General features: G+C 39.4%; 14 protein-coding genes. 1 reads left to right on the top strand and 13 read right to left on the bottom strand.

Annotation, left to right across the window (positions count from 1 at the left end):
- Nucleotides 1-5 precede the first annotated feature (5 nt).
- Nucleotides 6-128: a hypothetical protein gene (locus NSQ54_04180; protein ID WYP27320.1), complete on the bottom strand. Its 123-nt coding sequence runs from the start codon at nucleotides 126-128 to the stop codon at nucleotides 6-8.
- A 165-nt stretch (nucleotides 129-293) separates the two neighbouring features.
- On the opposite strand from NSQ54_04180, the gene NSQ54_04175 reads away from it, so the two are divergent.
- Complete coding sequence (locus NSQ54_04175; GenBank protein ID WYP27319.1) at nucleotides 294-545, top strand: hypothetical protein; 252 nt, start codon at nucleotides 294-296, stop codon at nucleotides 543-545.
- A 54-nt stretch (nucleotides 546-599) separates the two neighbouring features.
- Here NSQ54_04175 and NSQ54_04170 read toward each other — a convergent pair whose 3' ends face one another.
- From NSQ54_04170 to NSQ54_04115, 12 genes are all read right to left on the bottom strand, one after another.
- Entirely contained in the window at nucleotides 600-1,616 is a 1,017-nt protein-coding gene (locus tag NSQ54_04170) for a serine hydrolase (protein WYP27318.1), read from the bottom strand.
- 147 nt (nucleotides 1,617-1,763) lie between these two features.
- A complete protein-coding gene (locus tag NSQ54_04165) occupies nucleotides 1,764-3,017 on the bottom strand; it encodes an alpha-L-fucosidase (GenBank protein WYP27317.1) in 1,254 nt (417 codons plus the stop codon).
- A gap of 41 nt (nucleotides 3,018-3,058) precedes the next feature.
- Nucleotides 3,059-4,120, bottom strand: coding sequence for a Gfo/Idh/MocA family oxidoreductase (locus tag NSQ54_04160; GenBank protein WYP27316.1), 1,062 nt, complete (start codon nucleotides 4,118-4,120; stop codon nucleotides 3,059-3,061).
- The gene (locus tag NSQ54_04155; GenBank protein WYP27315.1) at nucleotides 4,117-5,013 is read right to left on the bottom strand and encodes a sugar phosphate isomerase/epimerase; all 897 of its coding nucleotides are present in this window, start codon (nucleotides 5,011-5,013) and stop codon (nucleotides 4,117-4,119) included. Before NSQ54_04155 ends, NSQ54_04160 begins: the two co-directional genes overlap by 4 nt.
- Nucleotides 5,014-5,037: 24 nt before the next feature.
- Nucleotides 5,038-6,027, bottom strand: coding sequence for a Gfo/Idh/MocA family oxidoreductase (locus NSQ54_04150; GenBank protein ID WYP27314.1), 990 nt, complete (start codon nucleotides 6,025-6,027; stop codon nucleotides 5,038-5,040).
- 1 nt (nucleotide 6,028) lies between these two features.
- The gene (locus tag NSQ54_04145; protein WYP27313.1) at nucleotides 6,029-6,928 is read right to left on the bottom strand and encodes a hypothetical protein; all 900 of its coding nucleotides are present in this window, start codon (nucleotides 6,926-6,928) and stop codon (nucleotides 6,029-6,031) included.
- Between the two features lie 34 nt (nucleotides 6,929-6,962).
- On the bottom strand, nucleotides 6,963-7,835 hold the full coding sequence (locus NSQ54_04140; protein WYP27312.1) for a sugar phosphate isomerase/epimerase family protein: 873 nt from the start codon (nucleotides 7,833-7,835) through the stop codon (nucleotides 6,963-6,965).
- Nucleotides 7,819-9,168 (bottom strand): glycoside hydrolase family 125 protein, encoded by a 1,350-nt coding sequence (locus NSQ54_04135; GenBank protein WYP27311.1) that lies wholly within the window; start codon nucleotides 9,166-9,168, stop codon nucleotides 7,819-7,821. Before NSQ54_04135 ends, NSQ54_04140 begins: the two co-directional genes overlap by 17 nt.
- Before the next feature lie 223 nt (nucleotides 9,169-9,391).
- Nucleotides 9,392-11,665, bottom strand: coding sequence for a helix-turn-helix domain-containing protein (locus NSQ54_04130; protein ID WYP27310.1), 2,274 nt, complete (start codon nucleotides 11,663-11,665; stop codon nucleotides 9,392-9,394).
- Between the two features lie 110 nt (nucleotides 11,666-11,775).
- The gene (locus NSQ54_04125) at nucleotides 11,776-14,067 is read right to left on the bottom strand and encodes a glycoside hydrolase family 3 N-terminal domain-containing protein (GenBank protein WYP27309.1); all 2,292 of its coding nucleotides are present in this window, start codon (nucleotides 14,065-14,067) and stop codon (nucleotides 11,776-11,778) included.
- Between the two features lie 29 nt (nucleotides 14,068-14,096).
- Nucleotides 14,097-17,198 carry an alpha-mannosidase gene (locus NSQ54_04120; protein WYP27308.1) on the bottom strand — a complete coding sequence of 1,034 codons (3,102 nt, stop codon included), beginning with the start codon at nucleotides 17,196-17,198 and terminating at the stop codon, nucleotides 14,097-14,099.
- A gap of 31 nt (nucleotides 17,199-17,229) precedes the next feature.
- The gene (locus tag NSQ54_04115) at nucleotides 17,230-18,600 is read right to left on the bottom strand and encodes an alpha-L-fucosidase (protein ID WYP27307.1); all 1,371 of its coding nucleotides are present in this window, start codon (nucleotides 18,598-18,600) and stop codon (nucleotides 17,230-17,232) included.
- Nucleotides 18,601-18,672: the final 72 nt, after the last annotated feature.

Genomic DNA, 18,672 nt, shown 5'->3' with positions numbered 1-18,672 from the left:
TCCACTTAAGTTGATATGATCTCATCACTTCCTAAAGTTGAATCAGATCGACCAGCGCCGATACTAAACAAGATAAAAATAATGACTACGATAAAAAACAACGCTCCTGATTTGAAGGAATGTCCCATTCATGTTCCCCCTACTTTATATAGCCTTATGTACCATATGATGCTGACATTGAATGGTGACACTTTGACGAAAAAACAAATTTCCAGATAAATATTAAAAATTCAGTTTGATATAAAATCTCACGGGGAATGGCAATCATAAGAACATTTAGGAGGAGATCACTTTTGGAAGCCATCAAAGAAAGAAAGAAGCTTCGTGACACATTATTAGAGGGTTTGTATCAGCATCATTTTAATCACACGGGACAACCGATGACGATTACTGTCACTGATACAAAGGTTGAGGAAGAACTAGCTTATAAGTATCTTGAAGACAAAGGCCTGATCCATACAGAAAGACAAGGCCGCGATAACCTATGCCTAGAGATTACAACAGCTGGTATCGATCATGTGGAAAGCAGCATAGAAACAAACTAATGACAAAAAGCCCCTGCTCACTAAAAACAGTGAGCAGGGGCTTTTCTTATTTTATCATTCAAGCATTTCCTGTACTTCTGTAATGATCTCATAAGCTCCGTCTGACAGGTTTGAACAAACAATAATGTTCACACCAGATTGAGGGAAGAACGCTGCCCTGAAGTTAACACCTGGGTCATAACCCATCATGATGTGGCGACGAATGATGGATTGATCTACCTCCATATAGTGACCATATCCATAAAAGAATCCATCGTCTTCCTCCACGTGAGGAGTCAGAAAGCGCTTGGTTGCTTCTTCGCTTAAAAGCTTATAACCTACAATTGCATCCCAAAAGATTTGCATATCCCCTGCCGTGACAAACACGCCACCATCAGAAGCGCTTTTAGCCGGCAAACTATAGACATTGGTACGATAGCCACCGTCTGGCTTTTCAATATATCCTAAAGCCGTCCGTTCTGGTAATGAGTCAAGTTCAAAGTAACCCGAATCGTTCATACCTAGAGGATCAAAGATCTGTTTTTGAACAAATTGATCAAACGGAACCCCACTTACTTTCTCTACTACAAGTCCAAGCAGAATATACCCTGCATTATTGTAGTGAAATTGTGTGCCAGGCTCTGACCTCATCTTCTCATCCTGAAATAATGGAAGAAAGTCGCTTAACTCTCGAATAAGATACATCGGGTGTTTCACCCAAAGCTCTTCGAAATCATCCATTACATCTTCATCAAAATAATCCGGCACTCCGGATGTATGAGTAAGTAATTGATGAATGGTGATTGTTTGATCAAAGTGTGGAAACGAGTGGTCTACAAGATCAATGAATCGATCGTCTGGCGTCAGTTTCCCCTGATCCATCAACAAGCTAATAGCTGCAGCTGTGATCGGTTTTGATCCAGATGCTATACCATAGCGTGTTTGGTCTGTGTTTGGTATCTTCTCCGCACGATTTAACCAACCATAGCTCTTTGTCCACGTATCCGTTTTTGTCTTTACTAACACAGTACCTGAAAATTCAATCTCTTTTTGCTTTGCGTCTACCTTTGTTTCTAGCATTTTTTTATCCATAATCACATTCTCCTCATTTATCTTTTTTGATTAAATTCTTATCAATACAGAGTCAAAAAAGATAAATCAGTAAAGCGTTCACATTTGATGGATTCCGAACATGTGACACCCCTCCTTTTTGTTAGTATAGCATGAAGGCATTTAATGTCATTGATTGTTTTGTAGATTCACAGAAATAAAAGCAGAGAATTCAATTATTTCTGGTTTTCCTACGGTTTCGTCAATCGTTAAACGAAGCCTATTGGTCTCAATTGCTTGAAATCTGTGTATTCGCTTATGTCCAATGGCTGACCCTTTAGTTACAGTATGCCAGGTCTCATGAAGCAAGGCTTCGACTTTATATGACCGGATTCTTTCACCTATTCGGATCTCTTCCTTAAGAATTACTGCACCTATTTTACTGTCTTTACCAAGCTCAAGTGTTAGCTCGTACCCACTGCCTGAGGATGAAGCTACTGGCTTCGTATAAGCTTGGTTGATCTTAGTTTTCCATTCATTAAGACGTTCAATATCTACTTCAGGGATAAGTCCATGATGATCTGGGGCCACGTTTAATAATAGATTTGCTCCTCGCCCAACAGACTTCTCATAAATCTCTAACAAATTACCAACTGATCTCAATCTCTCCTCATCATGCTCATGCCAGAACCAATGATCTCCTCTAATTGGCACATCACACTCCGCTGGTAGCCATTCAGGAGTTCCAGGCAACCAGGTTGATTCTTCTTTTGAGAACAAACTTATTTTAGAAGTTTGTCTTGAGTTCCAGCAAGGGTCTGGAGCAATGCCATCTTCATTTCCAGCCCATCTGATTGTTGGCTGGCCCATATTAAAAATCATTGCATCAGACTGATATTTCTTCACAGTTCCAATAATTCGTTCCCAGTTATATTCTCGCCCTTCAGAACCGGCACCATCAAACCATACTTCAATAATAGGTCCATACTTTGTGAGTAACTCCGTTAGCTGTTTACAATAAAACGAATCATAGGCATCTTTATCTTTATAGCAAGGCTCATGTCGATCCCAAGGAGAGATATAGAGTCCAAAGGGCATTCCAAGTTGCTCACACGCATTTGCGCATTCTCTCACTACGTCCCCTTCTCCATTCTTCCAAGGGCTGCTTTTCACTGAGTAATTGGTTGTTTCTGTTTGCCATAAACAAAACCCATCATGATGCTTTGCCGTTAGCATAAAGTACTTAAAACCCAAATCCTTGGCTACTTTGACCCATTGCTTAGCATCTAAGGAGGTGGGATTGAAGACCTGTGGGGAATCGGTTCCGTCTCCCCACTCCTGATTTAAGAATGTATTTAAGCCAAAGTGAACAAATAGTCCAAGCTCTAAGTTTTGCCAAGCTACCTGTTGTGGCGAAGGAATTGCTAGATCAAGATTACTCATCAGGCTGCCTCCTTATCCAATTAAACGTCTGTAGAAATGCTTTAAAATTGAATCTCTGCACCTGTTTTACTAGAGTCATAGATAGCGGTCAAAATCTTCATGATCTCAACACCATCCTCAACGGGGCTAATTGTTTCTTGCTTCCCTTGTACACACTCTACAAAGTGATTAATCTCATCTTGAAAGCCTTTTGCAAAATCAAATGTCCGACTATCCATTTGAGGAACCAAATTTAACATTGTATTGTGCTTCTCAGTAGCAATTTCGAGAGCTGGCTCAATCTGAGCTCCGCCTCGCTCACCAAATAAATGAATCTCCATCTTCTCTTCTTTAGCATGAAGTGTAAAACTAACGTCAACCATTAACGAAGCTCCATTTTCAAATCGAATCAGTGTATTAGCTAAGTCCTCTACATCATTCTTATTCGAATCAAAGTCTGCAGCTTTGTAATAAGATTTGTTTTGGATGTTGGCCCTGTTCCCCAACTTGTTGTATGTGTTGCCAGTCACTGATTTAACCTTTGGTTTACCCATTAAATACCAACAAAGGTCAATGACGTGAACACCTAAATCAATTAACGGACCGCCTCCAGATCGTTCCTGGTCGGCAAACCAACCACCAGGATTGCCTAAGACTCGTAAGCATGAAGCCTTTGCATAATAAATATCTCCTAAATCACCAGCATCAATAAACGTTTTTAATACCTGAGTATTTGATGCAAAACGTCGCACAAAACCAACTTGAAGTGTCTTCCTATTACTTTCATTCACAGCTTTTTGTATGGCTTCTGCTTCTTCTACGGTTTTGCATAATGGCTTTTCAACCAACACATGTTTATCGGCTTTTAATGCACTAATAGCAATTTCTGCATGAGAGTTGTTCCATGTACAAATACTGACCGCATCCAGCTCATCTAAAGCTAACAGCTCGTGATAATCAGTCATAACATGTTGTGCCCCATATTTGATTGCCTTTTCCTCTGCTCTTAACTGATTGAGGTCACATACGGCATAAATTTCTACTTGAGAATTTGTGGCATATGAATCAAAGTGCATATCAGAAATCGAGCCTGCTCCGATAATCCCAATCTTAATGACACTCATCCTATGTACACCCCTTCTTTTTCATTCGGTAACTCATACCACATATTCTTCACGTTATTAAGAGATATCGCCGCAGCCTTCTTACATTCCTCTAGTCCTTCAAACTCTATTGAGATGAAACCATCGTAACCTGAGCGCTTTATTACGTTTAAGACATCTCTCAAGCAAATATCCCCGTGTCCTGTAATCGCACCTCTTAGGTAGTTTTGATTCGTTGTCTGGAACCATCCTTCTCCCGGATTAAACTCTGATGCCTTACGTACATAAAAGTCTTTTACATGGATCATCGAGGCCAAATGAACGGTATTTGATACGGCTGCATAAGGACTCTCATCAACACAAAGGAAGTTCCCCGTATCCAGTGTTAATTTGAAATTTTCTCGGTTTACTTCAGAAATGAATCGTTTAACCCGATCGCTTGATTGAATATAAAATCCATGATTTTCAATACTTGTTGTTATTCCATAGTCAGAGGCATAGTCAGCAATAATCTGGCAGCCTTCAATTAAGGTCGGCAAATCTTTTTCAAATTGCTCAATCGTAGCCTGTACGGGTGGTTTAAAGGATACGTCATGCCTCATCTTCTTCACACCAAGTCGATTAGCAATGTCTACCTGTTCCTTCACTCTTTTTATTTCTTCCTCAAACGCATGCCTTGATTCTTTTAAGAAATCCGCTCCTATCGCATAATTTGAAAGATCAATTTTGCATGCTTTTGCCTTCGCAACGATCTCATCAATTAAATGTTCAGACTCCGTTAGATTAAAACCAATCGGAACAATTTCTACATGCTCCCCCCCTTGTTCAGCTGTCCAATCGATTACGTCAACAATTGACAGTTCATTAGACTGGATAGCACCTACTAAACTATAGGAACTCATGCCTAGCTTCATGTTTTAACCTCCTATCATATTAAGTTAATACGTAATCCGATTTAGCTTTATTGATTGTTTTTCTTGGTCAGATTGATATGCTGCTTTCACAACCTCTAACGTTCTTAACCCATCCTCCCCACTGATAAAGGGAGCCCTATCATTTTTCACACAGTCAATAAAATCATCCACTAGTAATTCATCCATATCAGCTGCCCAAGACTTTCGCTCTATTCGATTGATTTCATCATTATATAAAACAGAGTGCTGTTTTAAGGCATCAACTGAGAGGACCCCTTTTGTTCCTATAATTTCTAACGTAACATCTCCCCATGTTGGAAATGACTTAGGTCTTGACCAGCTTGGGTCTATGGTAACGACAACTCCCGACTCCATCTCCAGCTGTACCAAACCACAATCTTCAACCTCTATCTCATAAAAACGACGGTCAAATTCAGCGTATACAGAGGCCACCTCGTCCTTCAGGGTCCATCTAAGAAGATCCATTAAATGAACAATATGGTCCGTTGCTGCACCTCCGCCCGATTGATCTTTTTCAACAAACCATCCACCTGGCATTTGACCATGGTTGGTCGCATTCACTGCGAGAACATCTCCAATTTCCCCGCTACCTATCATCGCGTTCATTTCTTGGATAGGCTCGGAGAAACGTACTGGATAAGCAACTTGTAAAGTTACTTGATGCTGTTCGCACGTTTGAATCATATCAATAGCATCAGACAGTTCCGTTGCAATTGGCTTTTCACACAGAATATGCTTTCGGTACTCTGCTGCTTTGATCACATGTTCACGGTGATTTACGTTTTCCGAACAGATAATAACAGCATCAATATTTGATGAAAGCAATTCATCTAGAGAGGCGTAGAATGTGGATTGAAATTCATTCGCTTTCGCTTGGCCTCGTTCACTATTCGCATCCCAAATCCCAGCTAATTCTGCTTCTTTATGGTTATTTAAAGCTGCTGCATAACTATTTGCATGCATATGTGCGAAGCTGATTATACCGACCTTCAACTTATTCACCCCTCACTTCAATTGGTTGACTTAACCGTACGGATTCTTTTGTCGCCTCGAGAATCCTGAGCGCATGCAATATGGATTCACTCTGATAAGACATGTTTTGTTCCTTACTTATGGCTAAAGCAAGGTATGATAGCTCACGGTTTACATTTTCACGAGAATCATTTAATTCTCCCGTATGGAACACTCTAATGGGTGAGGCGTTCTCACTATGAAAACTCAGCATGCCTTTGTTTCCGGTTAATTCAAATGATTGCATCTCTTCGGAATCTATTAAGCACAGATCTAAATGAACAAAAGAATCATTTACCAACCTTAACGAAATGGAATAGTATTCAATCGATCCGTTATCAGAAAGGTCTTTCCGAACTTGCTTAGCCATTACTCGTTTTACAGCGCCAAATGTTTCTGAAATCCATTCAAATTGTCCAATTGCCAATCTCTCGAAGGCATTAGACGATTTTTTGCGAACTGAAATTCGTTGTACACCTGGGTTTCCTAGAGCTCCTTTTTGCACCTCTGTTTGAGCTTGCATACGTTCAGGCAGAAAATGAACAGTATCACGATTTATCACTTTCACACCATTCCTGGTTGCTTTTTTTAGAAGGGATTTGGTTGCTGCTTCTGTTTCAGCAATTGGATAACATGTTAACACACTGATTTCTTCATCAATAAGTGCATGTAACACCTTTTCTTTTCCCTTATCTAAAATACAGAGATCAACAAATTGAACACGTTTTGAACGGAGAATTGAAATGAATTCCTGCATAGCCTGAGTACTACTCTCCTCCCCTTGAAAAGAGAACGTCTCAGCAACTTGAATCTCTTTATAATGAGACCAATAGTCTCGTAAAGAATCGAGGTTCTTAGCTTCAGTCATAATTGCGATTTGCATTAGGCACTTCACCTCTTCTTCTGTGATAGTAGAGTTACAGCTCTTCCCATAATCTTTTTAAGTTATCAAGACCAATGCGCGTTCCTAGTCGACATTCTTCCATACCTTCAAATTCTAACGTTAAAAAGCCGTCATAACCCGATTGTTTAATTCGTTTTAACAGCTCTCTAACAGGGAGGTCCCCCTGACCAAATATAGCTCCTCTTAGATTGTTATCATTTGCCGTCTTAAACCACTTTCCAGAACCAGGGTCCTCATAACTAGGTCGTATATAAAAATCCTTCACATGCACAAGCGAAGCGTATGGTAGATTTTTAGTCACCCCAACTAGAGGATCTTCATCGACACACATAAAGTTTCCAATGTCGAGCGTGGTTTTAAAGTTTGGTTTGTTAACTGCTTGTAAGACCCGCTGCACTCTATCACTATGTTGAACAGCCATCCCATGATTCTCGATTGTTGTTGTAATAGAGAATGTTGCTGCATAATCTGCAATTCGCTGACTTCCTTCTACCATACGTGGAAGGTTTCTCTCAAAATACTCAATCGTCCTTTTTTCAGGTGGCAACGTAAAGGCTGTGACATCATGTCTTAAATGCCTAATATTCATAGAGTGCAAGAGATCAACGTGCTTTTTTACTCGATCTATTTCTTGCTCAAACTCTTCCTCTGTATCCTTAACAAAATCAGCAGGCATTGAGTAGCTTGATAGCAAAAGACCTAACTCTTCCGCTTTCTCCCGTACTTTAGCTGCAAGAGATTCGTTATCTACAAGTGTAAAACCGTACGGGACGATTTCAACGTGTTCGCCACCGTGATCAGCCGTCCATTGCAAGACATCAAGTATATCCATCTCACCAGACTCAATTGCTTCTAATAAGCTGTACGTGCTAATTCCTGCTTTCATTTAAAGATCCCCCATTCATTTCTGATTTAAGTGATCGCTTGAGCGGACTTCCTTTTACTGCATATCCACAATAGGACATTAGAAATTCACTATACATGGAGTTTGCCCATGCAAACCAAGGCCGGGTAAACCTTTCAGGGTTATTCACATCAAAACCTTCGTGCATTAAGCCTTCATTCGCATCCGTTGTTTTAAATAACGAGAGAATGTAGTCTTTCTCCCTTTGATCAGTCGTAGTCATACCTTGAATAGCGAGTGAAATGTGCCAAATATATTGATCAGGGGTATGCGGGCTCCCTATTCCTTTTGCAGCAGTTCCTTCAAAGTAATAAGGATTTTCCTTACTTAAAATAAATGCTCTTGTATTTAGATAAATGGGATCATCAAACGCACAATAACCTAGGTAAGGAATAGACAGTAAACTTGGAACATTGGCATCATCCATTAGGTTTACATGACCAAGACCATCTACTTCATATGCATAAATGGTTCCGTACGTAGGATGATGAACTGTCCCATGCGTTTGAATTCCTTGATCCATTTCATTTGCTAGTTCAATAGCCTCAGCCGCTAACCGTTCATCTTCTAAGACCTCTTTTGCTAGTTCATGCAAATGTTTTAAAACGACAACTGCAAACATATTAGAAGGGATTAAATAGCCATATGTACACGCGTCATCACTTGGTCGAAACCCACTCCAGGTCATACCTGTGTAAGCTACCGGAGTTCCTTTTCCTTGATGAGACAGTGTGTCTTGGGCAGGACAGTTATCACGTTCAAAATAATACGGGGATTTTTCTTGATGGTGTTGTTCTGTTTGCCATACAGATAAGATCTTTTGAATAGCGTCTAAGAACTCTTTATTGAGATGCGTCGTTCTTCCAGTTGATTTCCAAAATAAATAAGCTAACTGAATGGGATAGCATAGTGAATCAACTTCATATTTTCTTTCCCATATTAAAGGGGTCATTTCTGTACGATCCTCATGATACCGGTTACCATTGTAATCTTCGTTAAACGCATTTGCATAAGGATCATGATTAATATACATGCATTGCTTTAGGATTAACCCTTCGATTAAATCGGCAATGTCAGGATCTTGTTCTGCTAAAAGAAGGTAAGGTCGAACTTGAGCACTTGAATCTCTTAACCACATAGCAGGAATATCACCTGTAATAACAAATGTGGACCCGTCCTTTTGTTTCCTGATGGTTGTATCATATGTGTTAACAAAGCAGCGACTAAATAGCTCTTGCGCTTTTTCATCTGAAGTAAAGTGCTTTTTCATTTCTTCGATGTAGCTTGTCATTGATTTAGGGACTTGTTTCTCCATAGTCAAACCCGCCTCTCTTTTAGCAAAAAGTAATATTGTAACTGCTTACAATTTTAAATTGGAGAAGGGGGTTCTTCAATATGTTGGTTTGAATATTCTCTGTCTCATTCATTGTTTAAAACTCTGCTTTAGCCTATTCTACAGTGCGGTTCTCTCAGAAAATATGTTAAATCAGTAACGATATGTTTCTTATCTCCATATTCTTTTTTGATCTTACAATAGCTTATTTATGAAGTTTTCGATATTGACCAGGTGTGACTCCTTCAATTTTTTTAAATTTGCGGATGAAATTAGCTACATCCTTGTATCCAACTTGATCCACAATTTCTTTAATTGGCTGATCTGTTTTTGTTAACTGATTTTTCACATGCTGAATTCTCAGATCTTGTATGAATTGAGTAAAAGTAACGCCCGTTTGTTCTTTAATAAAACGGCTCAGGTAAGACACAGATAGATAAAAGTGATTGGCTACAAACTCTAACGAGATCTCATAGGATGTATAGTTTTTTCTAATGAATAAAAGAAGCTCATCTCTAAGCTTGGAATTGTGACTATCCTTCTTTTGTTCGACTTCTTCACAGATCATTTCAACAATATTCATTAGTTGGCTCTTAAGATCCTCTATTGATTGAAATTCAACGAGTTGATTTAAATCAATGAACTGATCTTGGCATCCAATTTCTGAGATTGTTTTTAGGGTAGTATTAACAAGATCGAAGCAAATGCACTTGATTTCATGTATTGAATGATTCTTTTGTTCTAAAACATTAAATATGTCTCCCAGCATTTCATGGGCAACCGCCACATCGCCTTGTTTTAAGCTCTGAACGAATTTAATTTGCTCTTCTTTGAAATATCCAATAAGCGGATGTGATTGTTCTCCAATATCTTTAAAAAATAGAATACTGCCAAGAGGTTTCGTAAATTTGTACTCAGCAGTAGCAAGCGCTTCAATGTAGGATCGATTTACCTTTTCCAACGAGCGATAGGACTGCCCTACACAGATTGTAGGGAGCTTTTCAAAATTTTGCTTTACGAGTGTCTGTATGATTGTTACTTGTTGTTCGATTAAAGAATGAATATCCGGTATGGTGCTGGCTGAAGTACTCACTAAGATTGCAATGGAATCAGAGTAAAGGAGGTCTACTGCATACACTTTTGAGTTAGCTAAGTGGATCTCTTGAAGCTTTTTAATGAGGTGATCTTTCTCACCAATACTTTCTTCGCAAAACGAGCCTGCCTCAAAATGTAATATAGCCACAAAGTGTTGTCCTTCATCAATGGAGATATCTAACGATTCCATCACTGCCGCCAATTCATTATGATGATTAAAGGATCCTCTTAGTAATCTAAGTAGAAACTGCTCCTTCGCAAAAGGTTGATGTAAGAAAACCGTCTCATTTAATAGTTCATGATGTTCATATAATGTTGTAAAAGATCTTCCGATTGTTTCTAATTCATTCTCATTGTTATTTACGTCAGTGGAGGAGGGTGCATTTTCCCCTCTTTTTGCAATATCAGATAAAGCTCTAATTGGCTTATATTGATTTTTCCCTAAGATCACAGCTAAAACCAAACCAACAATAAATAATCCGACTAGAAAAAACGCAACAATGTATTTCATACTAGATAACTTACTAAATAATTGATTGGGATCCATAACCGTTACAAACGTCCAGCCACTCATACCCGATTGAACAGAAACGGTTGAATACTCCTTACCGTTTAACCCAATCGTGTCGATCCCATTTGCATTGTTTAACAAAGAAATTACATTCGAAGCACTGATTGAATCATCAAGGATCGTAGAAGCAATCACTTGCCCCCCTTCATCGAAGACATATACATTGCCTTCCATTTCCCCAAGAATGTTTTGAATCATGCTTATAAGTGTGGATTCTTCAATAAAGTACATAGCGGTGCCATATGGAGTAACTGAATTCAATTTAACGGGCAGATAATACACAATTAAATTCTCATGCGTCTCTGAATTAATTTCCAGTTCATCAATTGTCCGAATTAGAGGTAGGTCTGTATTCAAATCCATAAGTATATTTTCTTTACCTAACCTCTCCAATTGTTTGCTATTCTGCACTAATGCATCAATTGAATATAAACCATTTGTAGAATATAACGTTTCATCGTTATAAAAATAAATAAATAATTCTTCAATAATCGCGCTGTTTGCTTTGTACTTCTTTAATTCATTAATCGCTTCTCCACCATAATATCCATGATCCATCATATAAGGAGTCAATCTCGGATCAAATGAAATACGAGTTGTAATCGTCTCAAGTTCGGACAACCGGTCATCCGTTAAATTTCTCACTTGTTCTAAATTATAGATATTTGAGCTCTCTATTTCTTCTCGTAAGCTCGAGACAGCATTGATATAAATAACAACGCTCATCACGACAAATGGCACTAGGAAAATAAGAAGGTAGGAGATGATATATTTATAAAGTAGCTTGGATCTATTTTTCGATTTCCGAAGCATCCTTTCCCCTCCTACCAGTGATTAGCTAAAAAAAACAATATCCTATTAATGAAAACCCTTACATATAGTATTAAGTATACCTCTTTCCGATTAATTTTTGAACTTTTTTGTCACTCTACGACTGTAAGTTCAAGTTGAGTAGTTGACTCTAAGCTTCCACCAACCATTACATGGAAAACACCAGGCTCTATTACTTCTTTCATTTGGTGATTCCATAAAGACAAATCTTCTTTGCCTATATCTAAAGAGACCGTTTTCCTTTCGCCTGGTGAGAGCATGAGTTTCTTAAACCCTCTTAAGACTTTTGTTCTTCTAGTCACAGTTGCTTCTACATCTCTAATATATAGCTGAACTACTTCAGCTCCATCTACCGATCCAGTGTTTATTATATCAATATAAATGAAAATACGTTTTCCGTTGTTAAGTTCATTAACAGTAATTTTTTCTTTGGACAAGTAAGCCAGTTGATAGTCAAACGTTGTATAGCTGAGCCCATACCCAAATGAAAAGAGTGGCGCACGCTCCATGTCAAGATACCTAAGCTGGCTACTCTGTTCCTTAGCATTATAGTAAACAGGCAGCTGAGCGCTTGACCGTGGTATAGAAACAGATAATTTCCCACTTGGATTGACATCTCCAAATATCACTTCACTGATTGCCGTTCCACCTTCTTGACCTGGATACCACCCACAAATGATCGCCTGGCAATGCTCTAGAATTGGAGTAATCGCATGAGGTCTCCCTTGTATTAACACGGCAATAACTGGCGTACCAGTTTGGGAAAGTTCATAAATCAATCTCTCCTGTAACCCTCCTAGCGTAAGATCTGCAACATCAACCCCCTCTCCACAATCCATATCTGAGGGGTTCCCCGATACAATGGCTGCACCGTTGATATCGAAATTGATGTCAAAATTTCTAGCACTACTGCCCCCAATGACTGCTACCACCACATCAGCTTCCCTTGCAAGTTGAATCGCTTCTTCAAAGCCTTCTTCAGACGTTCCCCTTACACTACAGCCTTTTGCATAGGAAACATTACCTTCACTTTGATTAAAGATTCCTTCTAAGATTGTTTTTCCTTTGTTTGGAGCTTGAATGGCCGTATAGTCTCCTAGCTGGTGATAGATTTGATCTGCATTTGGCCCAACGACAGCTATTTTTTTCGTTTTTCGGTTTAATGGTAAAATCTGATCTTGGTTCTTTAACAGAACAATCGATTCACGAGCTACTTGCAGGTTCACCTTTTTAAATTCATCACTTCCTACCACTACCTTTGTGTTGTTCGTCTCAGAGAATGTTTGATCCATCAACCCTAGAGAAAACTTCAAGGTTAATACTCTGCGTACCGCTTCATCAACATATTGTTCCTCGACAAAACCTCTCTTCACAGCACCTGCTAATTGAGTAAAAGAAACATCCCAAAGACTTAAATCGACCCCAGACTGGAGAGCTAACGCACCCGATTTCTCATAGCTCCCAGTCATCAGATTTAATCGGTCTACAGCTGTTCCATCAGCCATGACAATCCCTTTAAAACCCCATTCCTCACGAAGGATCTCTGTAAGCAATCTAGCATTGGCATGACAAGGAACTCCATCAATCTCATTATAGGCAGCCATACACCCTAAAGCTCCTGCCTCTACCCCCGCCTTCATACCAGACAAATGGATTTCGCGTAGTTCTCGTTCACCGATCGCAACTGTTCCTGCGTTTAATCCACCTTCACCAGCTCCTTGAGCAGCGAAATGCTTTAAAACGGCTGCGATTCTAGGGTATTCCTCTTTATCAGTTCTTCCTTGAAGTCCTGTAACAGCTGCCGTTGTCATTTTAGAAGCTAAATAAGGGTCTTCACTATAGCATTCCTCAGATCGACCCCATCGTGGATCTCTTAGCAAATCTAAAGTTGAAATTAATCCAATGTGCGCTCCTCTTGATTGAATCTCTAAAGCCACATGTTGGTAAGCCTGTTCCATCAGTTCGGGATTCCATGTAGATCCAACTCCTATGTTTGTTGGAATCACTGTTCCATCTAAAGCCTGATGTCCATGTGGACACTCTTCTGAAAGTAATACTGGTATACCAAGTCTTGTATGTTCTTTAACGTACTGCTGGATCATATTAGAAACCTTCACATTATCTTCTGTAGGAATGCCATTCTCATAGGTTACAGCTGACCAAGGATCTGATCGAAACAGACCGTACAATGCGCCCATCCCTTTCCCTAGGGCTACATGCTCTTTAAATGCTTCTGTTAATTCAATGCCGTTTTCTGTTTTCCTATAAGCATCCCAACCATACATCTTTTGATTCAGCTGTCCTACCTTTTCCTCCAACGTCATATGCTCCAATAAGTCTTCAACGCGTTCATTGATTGGTAAACGACTATCTTTATACTTCATTTTCTATTCACCTCTGCTTCAAAAGGTAGTTATTCAAATACAACGGTTTTCACTTCAAACGGTGCTAAGGAATAGCGATCTGATATTATTTCTTGTGGCTTCTCTTCCAACAAATTCGTTTCATATGCTTTTCCTTCTAAGAAATCAGAGTGAATTGTAAACGATTCTCTACTCCCACTAGACTCATAAAGTCTTAACGCGATCCCTTTTCCGTTTTCAGATTGTTTCACTGTATCGATAATTCCATGAGTAGTATCCGTTTGAATGAAGCTTTTTTGTGATGGTAAAGAACCCTTATGACAATCTGTGTGATAGATTGATATGGGATGATTGAGCTCATATCCCTTTCTTGTCACGTTTGCTTCAATCCAATTTCCCTGATGAGGACAAAGCGAATACGTAAAGTGGTGTTCTCCTTGGTCTGCTGTTGGATCTGGCCATTTAGGTGCTCTCAGAAGTGAAAGACGTATTGTTTTCCCTTTCACATCGTAGCCATACTTACAATCATTTAAGAGACTTACGCCATAGGCTCCTTCGGACAAATCTGCAAACCTGTGACCACACACCTCAAATTGTGCATGCTCCCAACTAGTATTTGTATGTGTTGCTCGTTCAATAGCTCCAAACGGGATTTCATATGTCGCTTTTGTCGTTTGAATATCAACAGGAAAAGCAACCTTCAAAAGCTTATGTGTTTCTTTCCATTCAACCTTTGTTTGAAAATCAATTCTTGATGAATGATGATAAAAGATGACGTCCTGCCAGATGTTAGATCCAGAAACGGTCCAGTGGAAACGTAGCACATCCTTAGTTTCCCCTTTAAGTGCTACCTCAACGGAACGTAGCTTTGGCTTGTTAGCTTCTTGACTATTGAAATTAGGATCAATATCCCAAGCATCCCAATACGTTGGTTGGTCATGAAACAGCTGGAACTGGTTTGCTAGCTCTCCTTTTAGGAGAACCTCTCTACTCGCTGATTTATCATATAATCTAGAAATTTCACCATTAGCGTTCCATTCAATCCGGTAATATGATGTTTCCCAACTTCCATTAAAGACAGAAGAATGATCATCATTTGTTAGTTTGTTTTGAGTAGAGCGTAACCACACTGTTTTGTAGCCCATCTGTGGAATCTTTAAAGCAACAAATGATAATTGAATGTCATCCTCGCTTTTAAAAACCAGATCACTTTTTAAAACTTGATCGTTTTCATCGTAAACTGAAAGATTTAAAAGCTCTCTTCCCCCTCTTAGTTCAATGACCTCGTCTCGGTCCCAAGATAAACTATTGAACAATACATACGGCTGTCCTTCTCCCTCCGTATTCATTTCCTTGGCAATATTGGACATAGCTTCATCTTTTACTTCTTGACCAATAGAGAAGACTTCTTTATAATCTTCCTCTGATTTCACGTATACCTCCGGGATCGATGTACCCGGGATAATGTCGTGGAATTGATTGAATAATAGAAGCTTCCAGCCTTCTTTTAATGTTCTTGCGTCATCTTTACAAATAGCTACTGGTGCTAAAATGGACCATATTTCAGCCTCTCGATACAAGACTTCCGCTTTCCGGTTCCAGCGTTTATTCTTCGCATGAGTCGTATACGTTCCACGATGTAATTCTAGATATAGGTCTCCTACCCATTTTGGTAGACTAGAACTCACTTCCTCAGCTCTATTAAAAAATTCGCGAGCCGAACTATTTATTTGTAAGGGTAATCCAGGTAGATTGTCAGAACGCTTGACGTACTCAAGCATTTCTTTTGTTACTCCACCTCCACCGTCACCGTGCCCGTATAAAAGCATTTGTTCAGGGAGTTCGTTCTTCTGCTTAAAGCTATCCCAGTGTTCTTTTATTTCTTTTGGGTGAGTATATTCGTTAATTCCATGATTTAGGTAAGAAAGAATGGAAGTGCCATCAATGCCCTCCCAATGAAACAAATCGTATGGGAATGGGTTCGTATCATTCCAGTTCATTTTTGTTGTCATAAAGTAATTCATACCTGATTTCTTTAGCAGTTGAGGAAGTGATGCGCAATAGCCAAATGTATCTGGCAACCATTCAATTGTTGGTCTTACATTAAATTCATCCTTAAAAAACTCCATCCCATAGATGAGCTGACGCACCAATGATTCACCGGAAGGAATATTTAAATCTGGCTCTACCCACATTCCACCGACAATTTCCCACCGGCCATCTTCCACATGTTTTTTCACACGTTTATAGAGCTCCGGAAAGTAGGTCTTAACATATTCATAGGCTTGTGGCTGACTTTGGGCATATGTAAAGTTGCTATATTGATCAAGCAGCGTGCTCATAGTTGAAAAGGTACGACTTGTTTTTCGCACCGCTTCCTTCATTGGCCATAACCAGGCTAAGTCAATATGGGACTGACCGACCATATGCATCGTCCCACGGTCATTTAAATCTAATGTTTTAATAGACTGAAGAAAGTTCTTTTTCTGTTCTTCAATTAATTTTGGCTGATGTAGTAAGTTTTCCTTTGAAGTGTTTTGAATCCAGTCATTTAATTTCATTAACTCGCCTAGCAATGTTTGTTTTGTTAACCCCTCATCGGGAAGTAACATGGCAGACTCATAATATACTTTCATTGTGTAATATAAATCCTCAAGTGCTTTATTTGGTTGTACCCATTTACTTTCTAACAAATAAAGTGGAGCAGGATCGAATTCTGCAGGTTCATTTTGAAAATTAAGCTGATCCACTACTTGAGCTGTAGGATTAAAAAGCTCAATATTTAAATGATATGATTTTTGTTTTGGTAAAGGAATATAGCTACGATTTCGATCAATGCCGTGATAAGGAACCCCGTTCAGGTAAACTAACCCTTCATGATTGGTCGGAATTCCATGTTGCCCCACTTTAAATTCAATGCCATACTCTCCATCAAATGATGGCGGAGCAGTGAGTTCATTCTCTATAAATAGGGTCTCCCCCGATTCAATTAGCTTATCCCCCACTTTTATCGTAAATGGGTTTGGATCCTTAAACTCATATTCTCCAGGTTGTTTATAATAAGCACGCGTTGCTTTCCAGTCTTCTGTTTTCTCTGTTCGGGTATTAACTAGCGCACCGACATACTGAATACATCTTCTTATTTGTTGCACAAGAAACAGCTCCTCTTCTCATGTTGTATCGTTACGTTAATTTGAAGGCATATGCATAAGATTTATCCAATTCTTTTGTGTCTGAAGGTAGGTTCAGATGAATTCCTTCACTCGTTTGCTTAAATGGAAGGGCCAGATTCGGATATATGAGTTCTACATGCTGTACTTCATTAAAATAAGGAAGGATGAACTCTTCTGTAGTAGGCTCTTTTTCATTCTGCAAATAAAAGGCATAGATTGCGCTTCCCTTCTGCGTAAACGCAAATCCATCTTTGAAGTAAGGTGCTACTGGTCTAGTCCCATAGATTCCTTCCCCGTAAGTAGATAACCAGAATCCAAGCTCATTCATACTGGATAAGGCTCCTCGTGGCAGTCTTCCATCTGGCTGTGGTGCTACGTTAAGGGCCAGATTTCCTCCTTTTGCAACAACTTCTAACAATAAGTGAACAAGCTCTCTCCCTGATTTATAGGTATCCTCATATCGAAAAGAGAACGCACTTCCCATTGTGATACATGCTTCCCACGGTACATGCATCACCTCTGATGGAACGATTTGTTCAGGAGTAATGATGTTCTCATACGTACCACCTACCGTTCGATCAGCAGCAAGTAACCAAGGCTGCGTTTCTCTCGCGCGTTCTACCACTTCACCTAACCGGATATCCTGGTTATTGTCAGCAGAGACCCACCCTGCGTCTAGCCACAAGACTTCAATTCTTCCGTAGCTTGTTAACAATTCGTTCATTTGCTCATGAGTAAACTGGACAAAATCTTCCCATAGCTCTTGATGCTCTAATGGGTTATAACTGGGTCCACGCCACATATGTGTCCCTCTTTGCATGTCCTTGGCCCAATAGGTTGGTACATGCCAGTCAGCTTTTGAAAAATAAGCAGAGATCGGAAGACCCTTTGCTCTAAAGGCATCAAAGAGTTCCTTACAAATATCTGCTTTAGGGTGTGTATGAAATGGACACTCGCTTCCTGTAATCTTGTACTCTGTTGTTTGCGTATCCCACATGGCGAATCCATCATGATGCTTTGTTGTGAACACTAAATATTTAAAGCCGTTTTCACTTGCGACATCAGCCCACTTCTCTGGTTCAAACCGAACCGGGTTAAATGTTTTGTTTAGACTCACATACTGTTGCTTAAATACTTCGCTATTTGATTCCCAATCAATCTCATCTCTTGACCACTCTGCATCCTCGTCACTTAACGCCCACGATTCAACAACACCTAGTTGAGAGTAGGGTCCCCAATGCATCATAATTCCTAGTTTTTGATCCTTAAACCATTCGATTTGTTCTAGAAGAGCTTTCTCCTGCGGCTTCACCCATCTGTGTTCATTTGTATAAGAATGAACACCTTCATCTATTTTGAAAGACTGTTCTTCTTTATTCATATAATCCTCCTTCTTAAATTCAATTGGAAAAAGCTCGTATTCTACTTAACTTCAAGTATGATACGAGCTTCC

Source organism: Alkalihalobacillus sp. FSL W8-0930 (genome assembly GCA_037965595.1).
Classification (GTDB): domain Bacteria; phylum Bacillota; class Bacilli; order Bacillales; family Bacillaceae_D; genus Alkalicoccobacillus.
This window is presented reverse-complemented; position numbering and strand designations above follow the sequence as displayed.

Coding starts and splice junctions, on each gene's coding strand:
- NSQ54_04180 (WYP27320.1), bottom strand. CDS start 128: ATGGGACATTCCTTCAAATCAGGAGCGTTGTTTTTTATCGTAGTCATT.
- NSQ54_04170 (WYP27318.1), bottom strand. CDS start 1,616: ATGGATAAAAAAATGCTAGAAACAAAGGTAGACGCAAAGCAAAAAGAG.
- NSQ54_04165 (WYP27317.1), bottom strand. CDS start 3,017: ATGAGTAATCTTGATCTAGCAATTCCTTCGCCACAACAGGTAGCTTGG.
- NSQ54_04160 (WYP27316.1), bottom strand. CDS start 4,120: ATGAGTGTCATTAAGATTGGGATTATCGGAGCAGGCTCGATTTCTGAT.
- NSQ54_04155 (WYP27315.1), bottom strand. CDS start 5,013: ATGAAGCTAGGCATGAGTTCCTATAGTTTAGTAGGTGCTATCCAGTCT.
- NSQ54_04145 (WYP27313.1), bottom strand. CDS start 6,928: ATGCAAATCGCAATTATGACTGAAGCTAAGAACCTCGATTCTTTACGA.
- NSQ54_04140 (WYP27312.1), bottom strand. CDS start 7,835: ATGAAAGCAGGAATTAGCACGTACAGCTTATTAGAAGCAATTGAGTCT.
- NSQ54_04135 (WYP27311.1), bottom strand. CDS start 9,168: ATGGAGAAACAAGTCCCTAAATCAATGACAAGCTACATCGAAGAAATG.
- NSQ54_04130 (WYP27310.1), bottom strand. CDS start 11,665: ATGCTTCGGAAATCGAAAAATAGATCCAAGCTACTTTATAAATATATC.
- NSQ54_04125 (WYP27309.1), bottom strand. CDS start 14,067: ATGAAGTATAAAGATAGTCGTTTACCAATCAATGAACGCGTTGAAGAC.
- NSQ54_04115 (WYP27307.1), bottom strand. CDS start 18,600: ATGAATAAAGAAGAACAGTCTTTCAAAATAGATGAAGGTGTTCATTCT.